Here is a 17,614-nt window from a genome sequence, read left to right on the forward strand (position 1 = left end):
TTCCAACGAACGGAATAAACGGGAGTGGAACGATGCGGCTTCTGGCCTTGGCGCTGGGTCTCATGCTCGTGGCGACGACCGCCCGGGCGGAGGACGGCTACGACCTCTGGCTCCGCTATCGGCCCGTCGAGGCCTCGGCGAAAGCGGCCTATGCCGCCCGCGCCGCGGCCATCGCGCCGGTCAAGGACACCCCGACGCTGAAGGTCGCCCGCGCCGAGCTTGAGCGCGGTCTCACCGGCCTCGTCGGCAAGCCCGCGACCGCCGCCGCCGGCGCCCGTGACGGCGTCATCCAGCTGACCGTCGCGCCGTCGAAGGACCTCGGCGACGAGGGCTTCCGCATCCGCACCCAGCTGGTCGGCGGCAAGAAGACCACGGTGATCTCGGCCAGCCAGGACGTCGGCGTCCTCTATGGCGTCTACCGCTATCTGGAACTGATCCAGACCCGCCAGCCGGTGGAGACCCTGGACCTGACCTCGGTCCCGAAGGTCAAGCTGCGCATGCTGAACCACTGGGACAACCTCAACGGCCACGTCGAGCGCGGCTATGCCGGCCGCTCGATCTTCGACTGGTGGAAGCTGCCCGGCCATGTCGATCCACGCATGGTCGACTACGCCCGCGCCAACGCCTCGATCGGCATCAACGGCACGGTGGTCAACAACGTCAACGCCAAGGCCGACAGCCTGACCCCGGCCTATATCGCCAAGCTGGCCGCGCTCGCTGACACGTTCCGGCCTCACGGCATCAAGGTCTATCTGTCGGCCCGCTGGTCGGCCCCGATCGAGATCGGCGGCCTGAAGACCGCCGACCCGACCGACCCCGCCGTCGCCGCCTTCTGGAAGGCCAAGTCCGACGAGATCTACAAGGCCGTCCCCGACTTCGGCGGCTTTCTCGTAAAGGCCAATTCCGAGGGCCAGCCGGGTCCGCAGGACTATGGCCGTACCCATGTCGACGGGGCCAACATGCTGGCCGACGCAGTGGGACCGCACGGCGGCGTCGTGATTTGGCGCGCCTTCGTCTACTCGCACGAACAGCCCGACGACCGCGCCAAGCAGGGCTATACCGAGTTCAAGGACTTCGACGGCAAGTTCCGCGACAACGTCGCCATCCAGGTCAAGAACGGCGCCATCGACTTCCAGCCGCGCGAGCCGTTCCACCCGCTGTTCGGGGCCATGCCGAAGTCCAACCTCGGCATGGAGTTCCAGATCACCAAGGAATATCTCGGGTTCTCGACCCATCTGGTCTACCTCGGCCCGCTGTTCGAGGAGACCCTGAAGTCGGACACCATGACCGAGGGCAAGGGCTCGACCGTAGCCAAGGTGGTCGACGGCTCGCTGGACCATCACAAGCTGACCGTCATAGCCGGCGTGGCCAATATCGGCAGCGACCGCAACTGGAGCGGCTCGAACTTCGACCAGGCCAACTGGTACGTCTTTGGCCGTCTGGCCTGGGATCCGGAAGCCTCGGCCAAGGACATCGCCACCGACTGGACGAAGATGACCTTCGGCAATGACCCGCGCCTGGTGAAGCCGGTGGTCGACATGATGATGGGCTCGCGCGAGGCGGCGGTGGACTACATGACCCCGCTGGGCCTGCACCACCAGATGGGCCGCAGCCACCACTACGGCCCGGGGCCGTGGGTCTCCGGCGGCGAGCGCGCCGACTGGACCAGCGTCTACTACGCCAAGGCCGGGGCTGACGGCGTCGGCTTCGACCGCACGCCCTCGGGGAGCAACGCCACGGCCCAGTACGCGCCGGAGGTGGCCAAGTGCTTCGCCGACGTGAAGTGCGTCGACGAAAAGGACCTGCTGTGGTTCCACCACCTGCCCTGGGACTACCGCCTGAAGTCCGGCGACACCCTGTGGGACGGCATGGTCAAGCACTATGGCCGGGGCGTGGCTTATGTGGACGGCATGGAGAAGACGTGGGCGGGGTTGACCCCGTACGTCGACGCCGAGCGCCACAAGGAAGTCGCCGACTATCTGAAGATCCAGCGGGATGAGGCGCAGTGGTGGCGGGATGCCTCGGTGGCGTGGTTCGGCAGCTTCTCGAAGAAGCCGCTGCCGGCCGGAGAAAAGCCGCCAGCCAAGTCCCTGGAATACTACGAAAGCCTGCAATTCCCCTGGGCCCCGGGCAACGGGCAGTAACGCTAACCCGTCATCCCGCGCTTTATGCGCGGGACCCATCCGTCCGCCGCAGTGCGGAGCGGAATGAAGCTCTCACGTGGAAGCTGAACCATGGGTCCCGCGCATAAAGCGCGGGATGACGACGAGGGGGTACGGGAGAGGGAAGAAGGGGTGGCGGTTAGGTGCGGTTCATGCGTCGATCCCCATGACTCAACACCCTCGAGACCCCGCATGAAACTCCTCGCTGCCACGGCCGTCGCCGCGTTCCTGGCCACCGCCGCCCACGCCGCGCCCCTCAATGTCCCCGCCACGCTGAAGACCGTCGACGCCCAGCTGGACCGCGACTACCCGCAGCTGGACGCGCTCTACAAGGACATCCACGCCCATCCGGAGCTGGGCTTCCAGGAGGTCGAGACCGCCAAGAAGCTGGCCGCCCAGATGCGCAGCCTCGGCTTCACCGTCACCGAGGGCGTCGGCAAGACCGGCCTCATCGCGGTGTTAAAGAACGGCGACGGACCCAAGGTGCTGATCCGCACCGAGCTGGACGGCCTGCCGATGCAGGAGAAGTCGGGCCTGCCCTATGCCAGCCAGGCCACCGCCACCTATCGCGACGAGAAGACCTTCACCGCCCATTCGTGCGGCCACGACATCCACATGGCCGCCTGGGTCGGCACGGCCAAACAGCTGGTGGCCATGAAGGCCAAGTGGAAGGGCACCCTCGTCTTCATCGCCCAGCCCTCGGAGGAGACCACCGGCGGCGCGCGGGCCATGCTGGCGGATGGCTTGTTCGACAAAATCGGCGGCAAGCCGGACTACGGTTTCGCCCTGCACGTCGGTAACGGCCCGGCCGGGGAAGTGGCCTGGAAGGCGGGGGTGCTGACCTCGACCTCGGACGGGCTGGACATCACCTTCAACGGTCGCGGCGGCCACGGCTCGATGCCGGCCACGACGATCGATCCGGTGCTTATGGCCGCGCGCTTCACCGTCGACGTCCAGAGCGTGATCAGTCGCGAGAAGGACCCCTCGGCGTTCGGCGTCGTCACGGTCGGCTCGATCCAGGCGGGCAGCGCCGGCAACATCATCCCCGACAAGGCCCGGGTGCGCGGCACCGTCCGCACCCAGGACGCCGCCGTGCGCGACAAGGTGCTGGACGGCGTCCAGCGCACCATCAAGGCGGTGGTCGACATGGCCGGCGCCCCGCCCGCCGACATCAAGATCACCCCGGGCGGCAAGATGGTCGTCAACGACCAGGCCCTGACCGATCGCACGGCGGTGGTGTTCAAGGCCGCCTTCGGCAAGAACGCCGTGGTTCAGGAGAAGCCCGGCTCGGCCTCCGAGGACTATTCGGAGTTCGTGCTGGCCGGTGTGCCGTCGGTCTATTTCGGCATCGGCGGCTACGACCCGGCCGAGATCGCCAAGGCCAAGGCGGAGGGCCGCCAGATCCCGTCCAACCACTCGCCGTTCTTCGCCCCCACGCCCGAGCCGACCATCCGCACCGGCGTCGAGGCCATGACCCTGGCGGTGCTGAACGTCACGGCGAAGTAGGGGAGGGCAACCCCCAGAACTGGGGGTGTCCCCGTAACGGCGTTCTGTGATGGTTGCGGTCGCGCTTGTCCTGTCTCAAGGTCGGGCGATCAGCAATCGTTTCCAAAGGCCGGATGCGCGCCTCTTCACCCACTACACTGCTGCTTGGCGTCGTCCTGCTGTGCGTGGCGACGGCGCTGATCGGCGTGTGGATGGCGCTGAGCCCGCCGTGGCTGGGGGCGGGCTTCGACGCCAAGCCGGACGGGGCGGTGGTGATTACGCGTTTGACCGCTGGCGGTCCGCTGGACCGCGTCGGGGCCAAGGTCGGCGACCGCCTGGCCGGGGTCGGCGGCGACCGCGCCTCGCCCACCTTGCAGGCCTCCGAGATCGGCGGGCTCGAGACCCCCGCCACCCAGACCGCCGCCCGCGAGAAGGACCGTCTGGAGGGCGCCTTCGCCAAGGCCCTGAGCGCCGATCCGCTGGTGCTGCGGCTGGCCGGACCGGACGGAAGCCAGCGCGTCGTCACCCTGGACGACCGCATCCGGCCGCTGTCGAAGCTGGGGGCCGAGTTCTGGGCCAATCTGACGTTCGGCCTGATCGCCACCTTGATCGTCGGCTGGGTCTGGGCCCTGCGGCCGCGCGAGCTGTCCACCCAGCTGTTCGGCGTCACCGGGCTGTCGATGCTGGCCTTCACCTTCGGCTGGGCGGTCAATTCCAGCGTCGAGCTGGTGATGGACCAGACCCTGACGGTGATCGCCCAGCGGCTGAACATGATCGGGGCCGTGGCGTTCGGCGGGGCGATGATCGCCTTCTTCCTGGCCTATCCCAAGCGGGTGACCAAGCTGCCGCTGATGCTGCTGTCGCCGCTGTGGGTGCTGGCCTGGGCGCTGACGCCGCTGCTGCCGGGCAATCCGTCCACGGAGAGCATGGGCCAGGCGATCACCTCGATCGAGATGGCCCTGATCATCGTCGCCATCGCCGTCCAGGCCTTCGCCAGCCGCAAGGACCCCGCCGCCATGGCCGCCACCCGGTGGCTCGGCCTGTCGGTGATCGTGGGAGCGGGCGCCTTCATCGGCAATGTCGCCGTGCCGATCGCCTTAGGGATGCGGCCATTCCTGGACCCGCGCTTCTCGCTGGGCTTCTTCGTGATCATCTATGTCGGCATGGCCGTGGGCCTGCGCCGTCACCGCCTGTTCGAGCTGGACCAGTGGGCGTTCCGCATCCTGTTCTACATCAGCGCCGGCGCGGCCCTGCTGGCCCTGGACGGCATGCTGATCACCGCCCTGGGGACCAGCCCGCAGGCGGCGCTGGGCGTGTCGCTGCTGATCGTCGCCTTCGCCTACCTGCCGTTCCGCGACATGCTGTGGCGGCGGACCCTCGGCCGCAAGACCATGAAGGACCACGAGATGTTCGCCGCCGTGGCCCAGGTCGCCCTGATCCACGACGCCGAGGCCCGCGCGGAGGCGTGGAAGGCGCTGTTGTCCAAGGTCTACGAGCCGCTGGAGATCGGGCCGGGTCAGGCCACGACCGCCAAGGCCGAGATCCTCGATGAGGGCGTGGCCCTGGGCCTGCCCGCCGCCGCTGGGACCACGGCCCTGACCCTTCGTTTCCCCTTCCGGGGCCGGGGCCTGTTCGGCGTTCCGCAAGCCCAGCTGGCCGACCAATTGGTCGGCCTCCTGAGCCAAATCGAGGAAGGCCGCGACGCCTATGCCCGTGGGGTCGTGGAGGAGCGCCTGCGCATCGCCCGCGACCTGCACGACGATGTCGGCGCGCGGCTGCTGTCGGGCCTGCACCGCCAGGACCTGTCCCAGACCCGCGAGGCCATGCGTGGGGCGATCGGCGACCTGCGCTCGATCGTCTCGGGCCTGTCGGGCCACGACCTGCCGCTGGAGGCGGTGCTGGCCGACCTGCGCCACGAGACGTCCGAGCGGCTGGAGGCGGCGGGCCTGGCCCTCGACTGGCCGCCGGTCGAGCTCAGCGATCCGGGTCGCACCGCGCCCTACCGCGTCTACAAGAACCTGACCTCGGCCGTGCGCGAGGTGGTCTCCAACGCCATCCGCCACGCCGGGGCGACCAGCGTGGCGGTGACCGTGCACGAGCACGGCGGGCGGCTGGAGCTGACCCTCAGCGACGACGGCGTCGGCCTGCCGCGCGAGCCGGGCGGACGGCGCAGCGGCCTGGCCAATCTGGAGCGCCGCCTGGGCGAGATCGGCGGGGCGGTCGAGATCCCCGAGACGACGCGAGGCACGGTGATCCGCCTGTTCGCGCCCATCGATGCGAGCGCCTCGGCATGACCCTTCCCTCAACCGCCCTCGTCCTTGAGGACCAGACCGAGACCCGCGAGCACCTGCTGGCGGCGCTGTCCGAGGCCTTCCCCGGCGTGGTGGCGCGCGGCGCGGCGGACCTGGCCGAGGCCCGCTCGTTCCTGTGCGAGGGCGCGCCGGACCTGGCCCTGGTCGACCTGGCCTTGCCGGACGGACGCGGCGTCGACTTCCTGCGTGACCTGGCCGAGCGCTCGGGCGGGGCGACGCGGTCGGTGGTGGTGACCATCTACGCCGATGACGCCCACCTGTTCGACGCCATCGCGGCGGGGGCGGGCGGCTACCTGCTCAAGGACATGGGCCGCGACGAACTGGTGCGGTACCTGCGCCGGCTGGAGGCGGGCGAGACCCCGCTGTCGCCGGCCGTGGCGAGGCGGATGCTGGACTATTTCCGCGCCCGTCCTGCCCCGATGGCGATTGAGCCCGAGGCGGCCCTGACCCCGCGCGAGACCGAGGTGCTGCGCCTGATCGGCCGAGGCCTCCGCTCGGGCGAGGCGGCCAAGGTCATGGGCGTCACCGAACTGACCGTGGCGGGCTACGTCAAGGCCATCTACCGCAAGCTCAACATCTGCTCCCGCGCCGAGGCGGCGCTGGAGGCGCAGAAGCGGGGGCTGGTCTAGGCTCCACCATTGCGCGAGGCGGGCGAGGCTCTAAGGTCGCGACCAGTATCGCGTCGGAGGGGTGAGTGGAGCAGGGTAAGCTTGGGGTCTGGCCGCGCGTGAGCGCGCTGTTGCAGATCGTGATGGTGATCGCCGCGCTGTTCATCGCCGCGATCCTGCTGGCCTGGCCCGCCTTCCTGCTTTTGCCCGAGCCGGTGCGCATGCCGGCCATGACCGTGGCGACCCTGTTCGCCGTGGCGATCGGCGGGCTGTTCCTGCGGCGAGACGGCCTATCGTATCGCGATCTTGGCCTGCGCAAGCCCGCGCGGTGGCGGGTCACCGTGGGCTGGGCGGCGGCGGGGTTCGTGGTCGCCGAGGTCGGGGCCAGCGTGCTGGGGGTCGTGTTCGGCAAGGTCTTCAAATGGTCGCCGCCGGACGTCGACAGCGTCCGCGACGCGATCATCAACGATCCGGTTGCCTATGTCGCCTGGCTCGCGGCGGCCTGGATCTGCGCCGCGTTCGGCGAGGAGCTGGCGGCCAGGGGCTTCTTCATGAACCGTCTGGGCCGCGTGTTCGGCGCTGACCGGCGAGGGAGGGTCTGGGCGGCGGTCGGTCAGGCGCTGATCTTCGGCCTGCTGCACGCGCCTCAGGGGCCGGCCGGGGTGCTGGTCACCACCTATGCCGGCCTGGTCTTTGCCTGGATCTACTATGCCTCGGGCCGCAACTTCTGGGCGCCGATCCTGGCCCATGGCGTCATGGACACCTTCGCCCTGACCCTGCTGTTCCTGGGCTATTGGCCGCCTGGTCTTCCGGGCTAGCCAAATTTCGCCGCGAAGTTCCGCTCAAGGATGGCTACGGTGATGTCCACCGTTCTTTCGAGTCACGAGACCCCATGCGCCTTCTCGCTCCTCTGGCCCTCGCGGCCGCTCTCGCCGCCGCCGGTGCGGCTCACGCCCAGGTCACGCCGAGCGCGCCGCCGCAGCTGAACGCCGGCCCGTCGGCCAATGCCCTGGCCGGCAAGGCTTTCCTGGAGAAGAACGCCAAGGCGCCGGGCGTCGTGACCCTGCCGTCGGGCCTGCAATACAAGGTCGTGACCTCGGGCCCGAAGACCGGCCCGTCGCCCAAGGTCGGCGACATCGTCAAGGTCCACTACGAAGGCAAGCTGCTGGACGGCACGGTGTTCGATAGCAGCTTCGCGCGCGGCAAGCCGGCGATCATGCCGGCCGATGGCCTGATCCAGGGCTGGCTGCAGGCCCTGCCGCTGATGAAGGTCGGGGATGAGTGGACGCTGTATATCCCGTCGGAGCTGGGCTACGGCCCGCGGGATATGGGGGAGATTCCGCCGGATAGCGTGCTGGTGTTCCGGCTGCAGCTGATCGGGATGCTGGCGGTCGATTAAAGAAGATGCTCCCCCGCGATGCGGGGGAGCTGTCACGAAGTGACTGAGGGGGCTAATGCGGCCTAGGCCGAGCTGGCCCCCTCCGGCCCTCTGGGCCACCTCCCCCGCATCGCGGGGGAGGATCTAGTTCCGCGACTTCATCAGCGGCTGGATCTTCTCCCCGAAGTCCTCGACCCCCTTCACGAAGTCGTCGAACGTCAGCAGCACCCCCGCCGTGCCCGGCACCGCGGCGATCTCGTCCATCATCCGGGCGATGCTCTCATAGCTCCCCACCAGGGTGCCCATGTTCAGGTTCACCGCCGACTCCGGCGCGGCCAGCTGGGTGGTGTTCGTGGTCGCGCCAGCCTTGGCGTTCGGCGCCGCCTGGGTGGTCAGCCACGCCAGGGCCTCTTGGTCCGCGCCGTCGCGGTAGGACTGCCACTTGGCCATCGCCTTCTCGTCGGTCTCGTCGGCGATGATCATGAACAGCAGGAACGACTGCACGTCGCGGCCGGTCTTTTCCGCCGCCGCCTCCAGCCGCTTGTTGACGCTCGCGAAGGCCGTCGGGGTGTTGGTCCCCTTGCCGAGGGCGAAGCTGTAGTCGGCATATTGCGCCGTGAAGGCCAGGCCCTCGTCGGACGAGCCGGCGCAGATCAGCTTGGTCTCCTTCGGGTGCGGACTGACCCGGCAGTCGTCCATGGTGAAGTACTTGCCCTTGAAGTCCGAGACGCCGGTCTCCAGCAGCTCCTTCAGCACGGTCGTGTATTCGGCCAGGTAGTTGTAGCGGTCGGTGTAGTGCGCCTCGCCCGGCCACAGGCCCATCTGGCTGTACTCGGCCTTCTGCCAGCCGGTCACCAGGTTGATGCCGAACCGCCCCGGGGCGATCGAGTCGATGGTCGAGGCCATGCGCGCGACGATGGCCGGCGGGATGGTCAGGGTGGCGACGGTGGCGAAGATCTTGATCTTCGACGTCACGGCCGCCAGGCCCGACATCAGGGTGAAGCTCTCGAGATTGTGCTCCCAGAACTCCGTCTTCCCCCCGAACCCGCGCAGCTTGATCATCGAGAGCGCGAAGTCGAAGCCGTACTTCTCGGCCTTCTGGGTGATCTCTTTATTGAGCTCGAAGCTGGGCATGTACTGCGGAGAATTCTCCGAGATCAGCCAGCCGTTGTTGCCGATGGGGATGAAGACGCCGACCTGCATTGGATTATTCCCCCGCTAGAAATTTGATGAGACCTTCGTTGAAGGTCTCGGGATCGGTGACGGTGAAGCCGTGGCCGCCCCAGGCGACCTGCTGGAAGTCCGCGTTCGGAAGATGCGCGGCCATGCGCTGTGAGCAGAGCGGCGGCACCAGCATGTCGTCGGCGCTGGCGCTGACCAGCACCCGGTGGGTGATCTCCTCCAGCCGCGCGTCGATGTCGAAGGCCAGGAGGGCGTTGATCCGCGCCAGCATCACCTCGCGCGGCGGGAAGCCGGCCACGTGGTGGGCTTCCTCGGCCTGGAGGCGGGCGTGGTTCCGCGAGATCCAGTCGGCCGGATAGAGGAAGATCGGCTGGGCGTGGACATAGGCCTGCGGGCCCGTGTCGTTCAGCAGGTGGATACGGGTGTCGAAGCAGCGGCGGATGTGCGGATCGGGCCGGCTCCAACCGTTGACGACGACCAGCTTGCCCAGGCGATCGGGGTGGTCGAGGGCCAGTTGGAGGCCGGCATTGCCGCCGGCCGCGTGGCCGACCACGTGGGCCTTGGCCAGGCCCAGCGCGTCCATGACCTTGACCATGTCTTCGGCCATGTGGGCGACGGTGTAGTCGGCGGGCAGCTCGCGGACGCTGCGGCCCGTGCCGCGGTGGTCGTAGAGCACGACCGGCCAGCGCTCGAGCAGTGCCTGCATCTGCGGCCCCCAGAACGCGCCGGACCCGCCCAGGCCCGACGACATCAGCACGACCTCGCGGCCGGCGACGGAGCCACCGTGGAGTTCGTAGAACAGGCCGTCGACGACGCCGCTGGTCATCGCTTGCCGATGTGGGCGACCGAGGCGATCTCGACCACGAAGCCGGGCTTCACCAGGCCGCACTGGATGCAGTAGCGGGCCGGTTTGTCGCCGGGGAAGTACTCGGCATAGACCTTGTTCATCGGCGCGTAGTGCGACCAGTCGGTCAGGAAGATGTGGTTCATGGTCACGTCCTCCATGGTCCCGCCGGCGGTCTCGATGACCGACTTGATGGTCTCCAGCACCTGCCGGGTCTGGGCCTCGGCGTCGTCGGGGAAGGCGACGTTGTTGTCCTTGTCGAAGGCCAGGGTGCCCGAGACATAGACGATCCCGTCGGCCAGGGTGCCGGGCGAGAACGGGGCGATCGGGACGCCCGTGCCGGGCGGGGTGATGACGGTCTTGGGCATTTCAAATCTCCCTAGGTGGTCGGCGCCAGCTGCCCGAACGCCCCCTTGAAATCGGCCGTCGTCGAGACCCAGCCGAAGAAGGTCTCGATGTTGAATAGCGCCGCCTTCTGGAGGAATTCCGGCCCCGCCTGGTGGGTGGCGTCCTCCAGCACGGTGCCGAAATATTCCAGCATGAAGCCGTCGCGCAGGGTCGACTCCACGCAGACGTTGGTGGCGATGCCGACGAACACCAGGTGCCGGATGCCGCGCGCCCGCAGCACGCTGTCCAGCTGGCTGTTGAAGAAGCCGCTATAGCGCGTCTTGTGCAGCTGGATGTCGCCCGGCTCGGGCTTGAGGTCGTCGACCAGTTCGTAGTCCCACTGGCCGCGCGCCAGCAGCTTGCCTTGCAGCTCGGGCTTGGCGCGCATGGTCTTCAGGGCGTTGGACTTCCACCAGTTGGGCGAGCCCGGGCCGCCGGCCTCGACGTACTGGTCGTCCCAGCCATTCTGGAAATAGACCACCTGCATGCCGGCCGAGCGGGCCACGGCCAGCACGCCCTTGATCTCCTGGATAACCTTGGCCGCGCCCGAGATGTCGAAGCCGGCCAGGTCCAGATAGCCGCCCGGCGAGGCGTAGGCGTTCTGCATGTCGATGACGATCACCGCGGTGGTCTTCGGGTCCACCGGGATCGGTTCGGGCCGCGCCGGCAGCATGATGGCGTCCGGCGACAACGGCGTGATTTGAGAGCTCATCGACGCGGCTCCTTGTGATTTCCAGACGGCATGGAATACCATCCGGGAGAACGTTGCAATCCGAACCGTTCGGTCCATGTTTGACCAAATGGTCCAAGTTCGAGATCGCATGACCGACCCCGCCGCCAAGACCGTCAAGCCGCCGCGCAAGGCCGCGACCAAACCGGCCGCCGGCGCCCGCAAGCTGGTCAAGGCCGCTCAAAGCCTGGGCGATACGGGGGCTGTGGATAACTTTCCAAAGGGCCGTCGCGCCAAGGCCGGCGAGGCCCGCAAGGCCGCGATCCTGAAAGCCGCCCTCGGCGTCTTCGCCCGTCTGGGCCTGGACGGGGCCAGCGTCGAGGCCATCGCCCAGGCGGCCGGGATCTCCAAGGCCAACCTCCTCTACTACCACCCGACGAAAGAGGCCCTGTACGTAGCGGTGCTGGAGCAGGGCCTGTCGCTGTGGCTGGCGCCGCTCTCCCGCTTCACCGAGGACGACGACCCCGCGCAGGCCATCGCGGCCCTGATCGACGCCAAGCTCGTCCTCAGCCGCGATCACCCGGAGGTCTCGCGGCTGTTCGCCCTGGAGATGCTGCGCGGCGCGCCCTTGCTCAAGCCGGTCCTGGCCGGTCCGCTGAAGGCGGTGTTCGACGCCAAGGTCGCGGTGATCCAGGGCTGGATCGACGCCGAGAAGCTATACCGGGTCGATCCGTCGCACCTGATCTTCGCGGTCTGGGCCCTGACCCAGCACTATGCCGATTTCGCCGTCCAGGTGCGGGCCCTGACCGGCGGCAAGACCTTGTCCGACAAGGGGTTCATGGACGAGACCCGCGCCGCCCTGACCGCCCTGATCCTTGATGGGGTAAGGATTCGTTAGCCAAGCGCTGCGGCGCCGCGTCACCTGTCGGGGAACGGTGTTCGCCTCCAGGGTGAATCCATGGTCCGGCTCCCGTCCCTCTTTCGCACCCCCTCCGCCGACCCCGATGCGCGGCCCTTGCGGCTGATCCTCGGGATCGTCGGCGCGGCCGCCGTGCTGATGGTCGTCTCGATCCTGGGCAGCGTGGCCCTGATGCTGCTGGCCGCCCGCCAGCTTGACCGCATGGAAGCGGTCGACGAGATCGAGATCACCCAGCGCACCATCGTCCGGACCCTGGAGCGCACGGAGCGCGAGCTGACCTCGGCCACGGTCTGGAACGCCGCCTACAAGGCGATGGGCTGGAAGATCGACGCGGACTGGGCCGACGCCGACTTCGCCAAATATTACCGCGACCAGTTCAAGCACGACCTGACCTTCGTCATGCGCTCGGGCCAGGTGGCCTATGCGTCGAAGGATGGCAGGCGGACCTCGACCGAGGCGCTGGGCGCCTTTCCGGCCGAGGTGGCCCCGATCGTCGCCGGCCTGGCCATCGACGCCCGCGCCGCCCGCCGGGCCGGCCGGGTCAGCACCGCTGGCGAGGTGGCGCGTACGGGCCTGATGCAGGTCGACGGCGTGGTCTATCTGGTCGCGCTCGCCGCCGTCACGCCGGAAACCCTGGCCGGCGCCGAGGTCTATGACGGTCCGCCCACCATCGTCGTCAGCGCCCGCCGGATGGACGACGCCTATGTGCGCCAGCTGTCGGATGACCTGGGGCTGAACGATCTGGTCCTGCTGCGCCATCCGGGCGCCGAGCCGCCGAAGGTCGCGCTGCGCGACATCCATGGTCGCGCGTTCGGGGCCCTGGCCTGGAAGGCCGAGAACCCCGGCGTGAAGCTGCTGAAGAGCATCGCGCCGTGGCTGCTGGCCGGCTTTCTCGTCCTGGCCGCCGCCGGCGCCGTGCTGACCCACCGGGTGCTGGAGGCCCTGCGCAAGCTGGAAGCCGGGCGCCTGGACCTGATCGCCGCCAAGGAAGAGGCCGAGGCCGCCAACGCCGCCAAGACCCGCTTCCTGGCCAATATGAGCCACGAGGTCCGCACCCCGCTGAACGGCGTGCTGGGCATGGCCCAGGTCATGGCGGTCGACACTCTCAGCGAGACCCAAGGCCGCCGCCTGAAGATCCTGCAGGAGTCCGGCCAGTCTCTGCTTGCGCTGCTGAACAGCATCCTCGACATCGCCCGGCTCGAGACCGGCGCGGTGCGCCTGCGGGCCGAGCCCTTCGACCTGGCCGGCCTGGTCGAGGCCTCGTGCGCCGCCTTCTCCGGCGCGGCCATGGCCAAGGACCTGGAGCTGACCGCCGACATCGCCCCCGAGCTGCGCGGCCGCTGGGTCGGCGACCCGATGCGCCTGCGCCAGGTGCTGGGCAACCTCGTGGCCAACGCCGTCAAGTTCACCGACGAAGGCGGGATCACCGTCCGTGTGCGTCCCACCGCCAAGGGCCTGCGTTTCGAGGTCGAGGACACCGGCATGGGCATCGCCGCCGAGCACCTGCCCGAGCTGTTCAAGACCTTCTCCCAGGTCGACACCTCCCTGACCCGGGCGCATGACGGGGCCGGCCTGGGCCTGTCGATCTGCCGCGAGCTGGTCGAGCTGATGGGCGGGTCGATCGGGGTCCACTCGACGCCGGGGCAGGGGTCGAGCTTCCACTTCGTGGTGCCGTTGACGCAGGTGGTGGCCGAACGGCCGGCGTTGCGGGTGGTGCGGTAGGGGCCGTTAGCGCCCCCTCCGTCACGTCGCCTATCGGCGCCGCGCCACCTCCCCCGCAAGCGGGGCAGGAGAAGAGAAGCTGAACCCTCCTGCCCCGTGAAACGGGGGAGGTGGCGCGATGCGGATACGCATCGTGACGGAGGGGGCGCTCCCGCCTGCACACTTCCCGCGCAGCCACATCGTCAGGGCGCCGATAAATCGGGGTCTTTGACGCCACGTCGCGCCCAACCGCCCCGCCAACCCTCGCCGCCTCCCCAACCCCTGCTAGCCCTAACGCACACCGTCCCTCGCGACGGTTCTGTCGGGGCTTTCCAATGGAATCCGGGGTTCGAGTACCAACGCGGCGTCAGCTTCTGTCAGCCATCGCCAAGGTCGGCGGCACGGCGGCGCTGTACCAGGCCATGACCACGCTGGGCCATGCGGCCGAGACCCAGTTCCACGGGCCGCCGAACCTGCAAGGGGCGCGGCCCGGGGCCAGCGTCATCGTGCTGGGCGCGGGCCTGGCCGGGATGCTGGCGGCGTTCGAGCTGACCAAGGCCGGCTACAAGGTCAAGATCCTGGAGTTCCAGAACCGCGCCGGCGGCCGCAACTGGTCGCTGCGGGGCGGGGACACCTATACGGAACTGGGCGGCGCGACCCAGAAGGTGGGCTTCTCGGCCGGCAACTACCTGAACCCAGGCCCCTGGCGGATCCCGCACCATCACCGGACCTTGCTGCACTACTGCAAGCAGTTCGGCGTGGCGCTGGAGCCGTTCACCCAGTTCAACCACTCCGGCTGGGTCCACTCGTCCCAGGCCTTCGGCGGCAAGCCGGTGCGCTTCAACGCCGCCGCCGCCGACTTCGAGGGCAATATCGCCGAGCTGCTGGCCAAGTCGGTCAACGCCAAGGCGCTGGACGACACGGTCACGCAAGAGGACCGCGACAAGCTGCTGGAGGCCCTGAAGGGCTGGGGCATGTTGGACAACGACTACAAGTATTCGGCGTCCCTGCGCGCGTCCTCGCATCGGGGTTTCGAGCGGCCGGGCGGCGGCGGGGTGAACGGCGCGCCGATCCCGTCCAAGGACCTCTACAGCCTGCACGACGTGCTGGACCCGCAGGTCTGGACCTCGATGGCCTTCTTCATGGGCTCGGAGATGCAGACCACCATGTTCCAGCCGGTGGGCGGCATGGACATGATCGGCAAGGCCTTCGCCAAGCAGGTCGAGAGCCTGATCACCTACGGCGCCAAGGTCAGCAAGATCGCCCAGGACGACAAGGGCGTGGTGGTCAGCTGGACCGACATCGCCACGGGCAAGACCGCCGACGCCAAGGCCGACTGGTGCGTCTGTACGATCCCGCTGGGCATCCTCGGCCAGATGGACCTGCAGGTCACCGACGAGATGATGGCCGCCATCAAGGCCGTGCCGTACTCGGGCCAGGTCAAGATCGGCCTGGAGATGAAGCGCCGCTTCTGGGAGGAGGACGACTACATCTACGGCGGCCACAGCTTCACCGACCAGGAGATCGCCCTGATCTCCTATCCGAACAACAACATGTTCAAGGACGGGCCGGCGGTGCTGCTGGGGGCCTTCGCCCGCGAGATGGGGGCCTATCGCCTGGCCGGCATGACGCCCGAGCAGCGGATCGAGGTGGCCTTGGCGCAGGGCTCGGTGATCCATCCGGGCTCGTACCGCAAGGAGTTCGCCTCCGGCGCCTCGGTGGCCTGGAGCCGGGTGCCCTGGACGCTGGGCTGCTGCGCTCGCTGGAACGAGGACACCCGCAAGGAGCACTACCAGACCCTGGTCGGCATGGACCGCCGGATCGTGCTGGCCGGCGAGCACGCCTCCTATGTCGGCTGCTGGATGGAGGGGGCGCTGCTCTCGTCCATCGACGCCATCACCCGTCTGCACAAGCGCGCGCTGGAGGCCTGAGGTCATGCGGAAGATCGTACTTGCGGCCGCCGTGCTGGCGGCTTTCCCGGCCATGGCCCAGGACACGGCCGGCGGCATCGTCCGCGCGCCCAAGCCCGTGACCGGCGAGCAGGTCTACGGCGCGGTCTGCCAGGCCTGCCACATGGCCGACGCCAAGGGCGCGAGCGGGGCGGGGACCATCCCGGCCCTGGCGAGCAATCCGAGGCTGGCCGGCGCGGCCTATCCGATCATGATCGTGACGGGCGGCAAGGGGGCCATGCCGGGGTTCAGCGGGACCTTGAGCAACGCCCAGATGGCCGAGGCGGTGACCTATATCCGCACCCACTTCGGCAACGCCTACGCCAAGCCGGTGACGGAGGCGGACGTGGCCAAGATCGCCAAGCCGCCGCCGGCGGCGTCGCACTAGGGTCTCGTGGCGCGCGAAGACCCTCACGAAAAATTCGCGTATCAGCGTTATTCAGAGTCATGACAACTCTGAATTGTTGAGCTATCAAACACCCCTGATGGGCGTGGCGCGCGGCCACGCCCGGATCACGATCATCAGGGGGAAAGCGCCATGTCGGTTCGGCAGGATGTCGCGACTTTGGGTCCGGGTTGGAACAAGACCCTGCTTCACTACGCGATGGCGATGGAGGCGCTGGATGCGCTGGACATCAGCCAGCGCAACAGCTGGAAATTCCTGGGTGCGATGCACGGTTTCGACCGTTCGCTGTGGATCAGCGTCGGCCTGCTGGGTCCCTCGCAACCGGTCCCGCCGGACATCACCAACGCGTACGGCAACCAGTGCCAGCACGGCAGCTGGTACTTCGTCTCCTGGCACCGCGGCTATCTGGCGGCGTTCGAGGCGATCGTCGCCGCCAAGGTCAAGGAGCTGACCGGCGACGGCGACTGGAAGCTGCCCTACTGGAACTATCTGGACGCCACGAATCCGGACGCGCGCAAGATCCCCGACGCCTTCCTGGCCGACACCTATCCGCACCCCAACGGTCCTCGGCCCAATCCGCTGAAGAAGTATCCGCGCCGTCCGGGCATCACCCATCTGCAGCCGGGTCCGCGCGATGCGTTCGACCTGACCGCGGGCCTGGAAAACGACTTCGTCGTCGGGGCCGGCGGCATCGGCTTCGGCGGCGGCATCACCGGCACCTTCGCGCAGTTCGCCCGCTGGACCGGCGCGCTGGAGAACAATCCCCACAACACCGTGCACCGCCTGATCGGCGGCTTCATGGGCGATCCGCGCCTGGCGGGGCTGGAGCCGCTGTTCTGGCTGCACCACTGCAATATCGACCGGTACTGGGAAGCCTGGATGCGCACGCCGGGCAAGAACATGGTCCGCGATCCGCGCTGGCTGACCGGCCCCAGCGACCGCAAGTTCATCATGCCCGACGCCGGCGGCGGTCCGGGCGCGACCTTCGTCAGCCGCGACACGTTGCAAGGCGGCAAATTCCATCCAACCTATGACGATCTGAAGAAGGGCACCGGTTTGTCGCCCGTGGGAGGAGCCGTGGCGCGCGTTGGCATGGGACCGCCCGAACAGCAGACGGTCGAACTGGTCGGCGCCAACAACGCCGTCGTGAAACTGGGCGACGCCCCGGCCAAGGTGCAGGTCGATCTCGACCCGGCCGCCGCCGATGCGGGCGTCAAGGCGATGGGCGCGACGGCGCAGGGCGAGACGGTCTCGCGCCTGTACCTGGCGCTGGAAGCGGTGCGCGGCAAGGCTCCGGCCCCGGCCGTGGCGGTCTATCTGAACCTGCCCGAAGGCGCTTCGGCCGACGACCACGAGGACCTCTTCGTCGGCGGCCTGACCCTGTTCGGCCTCAACGTCGCCTCGGACCCCAACGGCCCGCACGGCGGCGGCGGTCTGGGCTACACGTTGGACATCACCGACGTGGCCCAGAAGCTGGAGGCGGCCGGCGACTTCCAGCCCGACCACCTGCGGGTGACCCTGGTGCCGGTCGAGGGCGTGTCCGACGAGGAGCCGATCACGATCGAGCGGGTCAGCCTGCTGAAGCGCACTGGCGTCGTCACCGGCGAGTAA

At 68.5% G+C, this 17,614-nt stretch carries 15 protein-coding genes and 2 pseudogenes; 11 read left to right on the forward strand and 6 right to left on the reverse strand.

From position 1 onward, the window contains the following. Positions 1–32: 32 nt before the first annotated feature. On the forward strand, positions 33–2,144 hold the full coding sequence (locus AC07NI_RS24045; protein ID WP_494623837.1) for an alpha-glucuronidase family glycosyl hydrolase: 2,112 nt from the start codon (positions 33–35) through the stop codon (positions 2,142–2,144). A gap of 9 nt (positions 2,145–2,153) precedes the next feature. On the opposite strand, the pseudogene AC07NI_RS24050 reads toward AC07NI_RS24045, so the two are convergent. After that, positions 2,154–2,236, reverse strand: a pseudogene (locus AC07NI_RS24050) (hypothetical protein); the annotation flags it as partial. 118 nt (positions 2,237–2,354) lie between these two features. Here AC07NI_RS24050 and AC07NI_RS24055 point away from each other — a divergent pair. From AC07NI_RS24055 to bamJ, 5 genes are all read left to right on the forward strand, one after another. Beyond that, positions 2,355–3,668, forward strand: a complete 1,314-nt coding sequence (locus AC07NI_RS24055) for an amidohydrolase (RefSeq protein ID WP_494623839.1) — start codon at positions 2,355–2,357, stop codon at positions 3,666–3,668. A gap of 113 nt (positions 3,669–3,781) precedes the next feature. After that, complete coding sequence (locus AC07NI_RS24060) at positions 3,782–5,941, forward strand: sensor histidine kinase (RefSeq protein ID WP_494623841.1); 2,160 nt, start codon at positions 3,782–3,784, stop codon at positions 5,939–5,941. After that, positions 5,938–6,588, forward strand: coding sequence for a response regulator (locus AC07NI_RS24065; protein ID WP_494623843.1), 651 nt, complete (start codon positions 5,938–5,940; stop codon positions 6,586–6,588). Before AC07NI_RS24060 ends, AC07NI_RS24065 begins: the two co-directional genes overlap by 4 nt. A gap of 98 nt (positions 6,589–6,686) precedes the next feature. Beyond that, complete coding sequence (locus AC07NI_RS24070; RefSeq protein WP_494623845.1) at positions 6,687–7,385, forward strand: CPBP family intramembrane glutamic endopeptidase; 699 nt, start codon at positions 6,687–6,689, stop codon at positions 7,383–7,385. A gap of 74 nt (positions 7,386–7,459) precedes the next feature. Then, a complete protein-coding gene (bamJ, locus tag AC07NI_RS24075) occupies positions 7,460–7,966 on the forward strand; it encodes a BamJ family beta-barrel-assembly machinery protein (RefSeq protein ID WP_494623846.1) in 507 nt (168 codons plus the stop codon). A 123-nt stretch (positions 7,967–8,089) separates the two neighbouring features. On the opposite strand, the gene rutA is transcribed toward bamJ, so the two are convergent. Genes rutA through rutB form a run of 4 tightly spaced genes read right to left on the reverse strand, consistent with a single transcriptional unit; the run spans position 8,090 to position 11,070 of the window. Continuing rightward, entirely contained in the window at positions 8,090–9,148 is a 1,059-nt protein-coding gene (rutA, locus tag AC07NI_RS24080; protein WP_494623848.1) for a pyrimidine utilization protein A, read from the reverse strand. A 4-nt stretch (positions 9,149–9,152) separates the two neighbouring features. Beyond that, complete coding sequence (gene rutD, locus AC07NI_RS24085) at positions 9,153–9,953, reverse strand: pyrimidine utilization protein D (RefSeq protein WP_494623850.1); 801 nt, start codon at positions 9,951–9,953, stop codon at positions 9,153–9,155. Next, positions 9,950–10,339: a pyrimidine utilization protein C gene (gene rutC, locus AC07NI_RS24090; RefSeq protein WP_494623852.1), complete on the reverse strand. Its 390-nt coding sequence runs from the start codon at positions 10,337–10,339 to the stop codon at positions 9,950–9,952. Before rutC ends, rutD begins: the two co-directional genes overlap by 4 nt. An 11-nt stretch (positions 10,340–10,350) precedes the next feature. After that, the gene (gene rutB, locus AC07NI_RS24095; protein ID WP_494623854.1) at positions 10,351–11,070 is read right to left on the reverse strand and encodes a pyrimidine utilization protein B; all 720 of its coding nucleotides are present in this window, start codon (positions 11,068–11,070) and stop codon (positions 10,351–10,353) included. 109 nt (positions 11,071–11,179) lie between these two features. On the opposite strand from rutB, the gene rutR reads away from it, so the two are divergent. After that, positions 11,180–11,926, forward strand: coding sequence for an HTH-type transcriptional regulator RutR (gene rutR, locus AC07NI_RS24100; protein ID WP_494623856.1), 747 nt, complete (start codon positions 11,180–11,182; stop codon positions 11,924–11,926). Between the two features lie 117 nt (positions 11,927–12,043). Beyond that, entirely contained in the window at positions 12,044–13,669 is a 1,626-nt protein-coding gene (locus AC07NI_RS24105) for a sensor histidine kinase (RefSeq protein ID WP_494623857.1), read from the forward strand. A gap of 30 nt (positions 13,670–13,699) precedes the next feature. On the opposite strand, the pseudogene AC07NI_RS24110 reads toward AC07NI_RS24105, so the two are convergent. Then, positions 13,700–13,832, reverse strand: a pseudogene (locus AC07NI_RS24110) (hypothetical protein). Between the two features lie 151 nt (positions 13,833–13,983). Between AC07NI_RS24110 and AC07NI_RS24115 the strand changes: the two are divergent. The 3 genes from AC07NI_RS24115 to AC07NI_RS24125 all read left to right on the forward strand — a co-directional run bounded on the left by AC07NI_RS24115 (position 13,984) and on the right by AC07NI_RS24125 (position 17,614). Beyond that, complete coding sequence (locus AC07NI_RS24115; RefSeq protein ID WP_494623859.1) at positions 13,984–15,579, forward strand: flavin monoamine oxidase family protein; 1,596 nt, start codon at positions 13,984–13,986, stop codon at positions 15,577–15,579. 4 nt (positions 15,580–15,583) lie between these two features. Further along, positions 15,584–15,985 (forward strand): c-type cytochrome, encoded by a 402-nt coding sequence (locus AC07NI_RS24120; protein WP_494623861.1) that lies wholly within the window; start codon positions 15,584–15,586, stop codon positions 15,983–15,985. A gap of 150 nt (positions 15,986–16,135) precedes the next feature. Then, positions 16,136–17,614, forward strand: a complete 1,479-nt coding sequence (locus AC07NI_RS24125; protein WP_494623863.1) for a tyrosinase family protein — start codon at positions 16,136–16,138, stop codon at positions 17,612–17,614.

The sequence above is a fragment of the Caulobacter sp. GW821-FHT10E02 genome, from assembly GCF_059415225.1.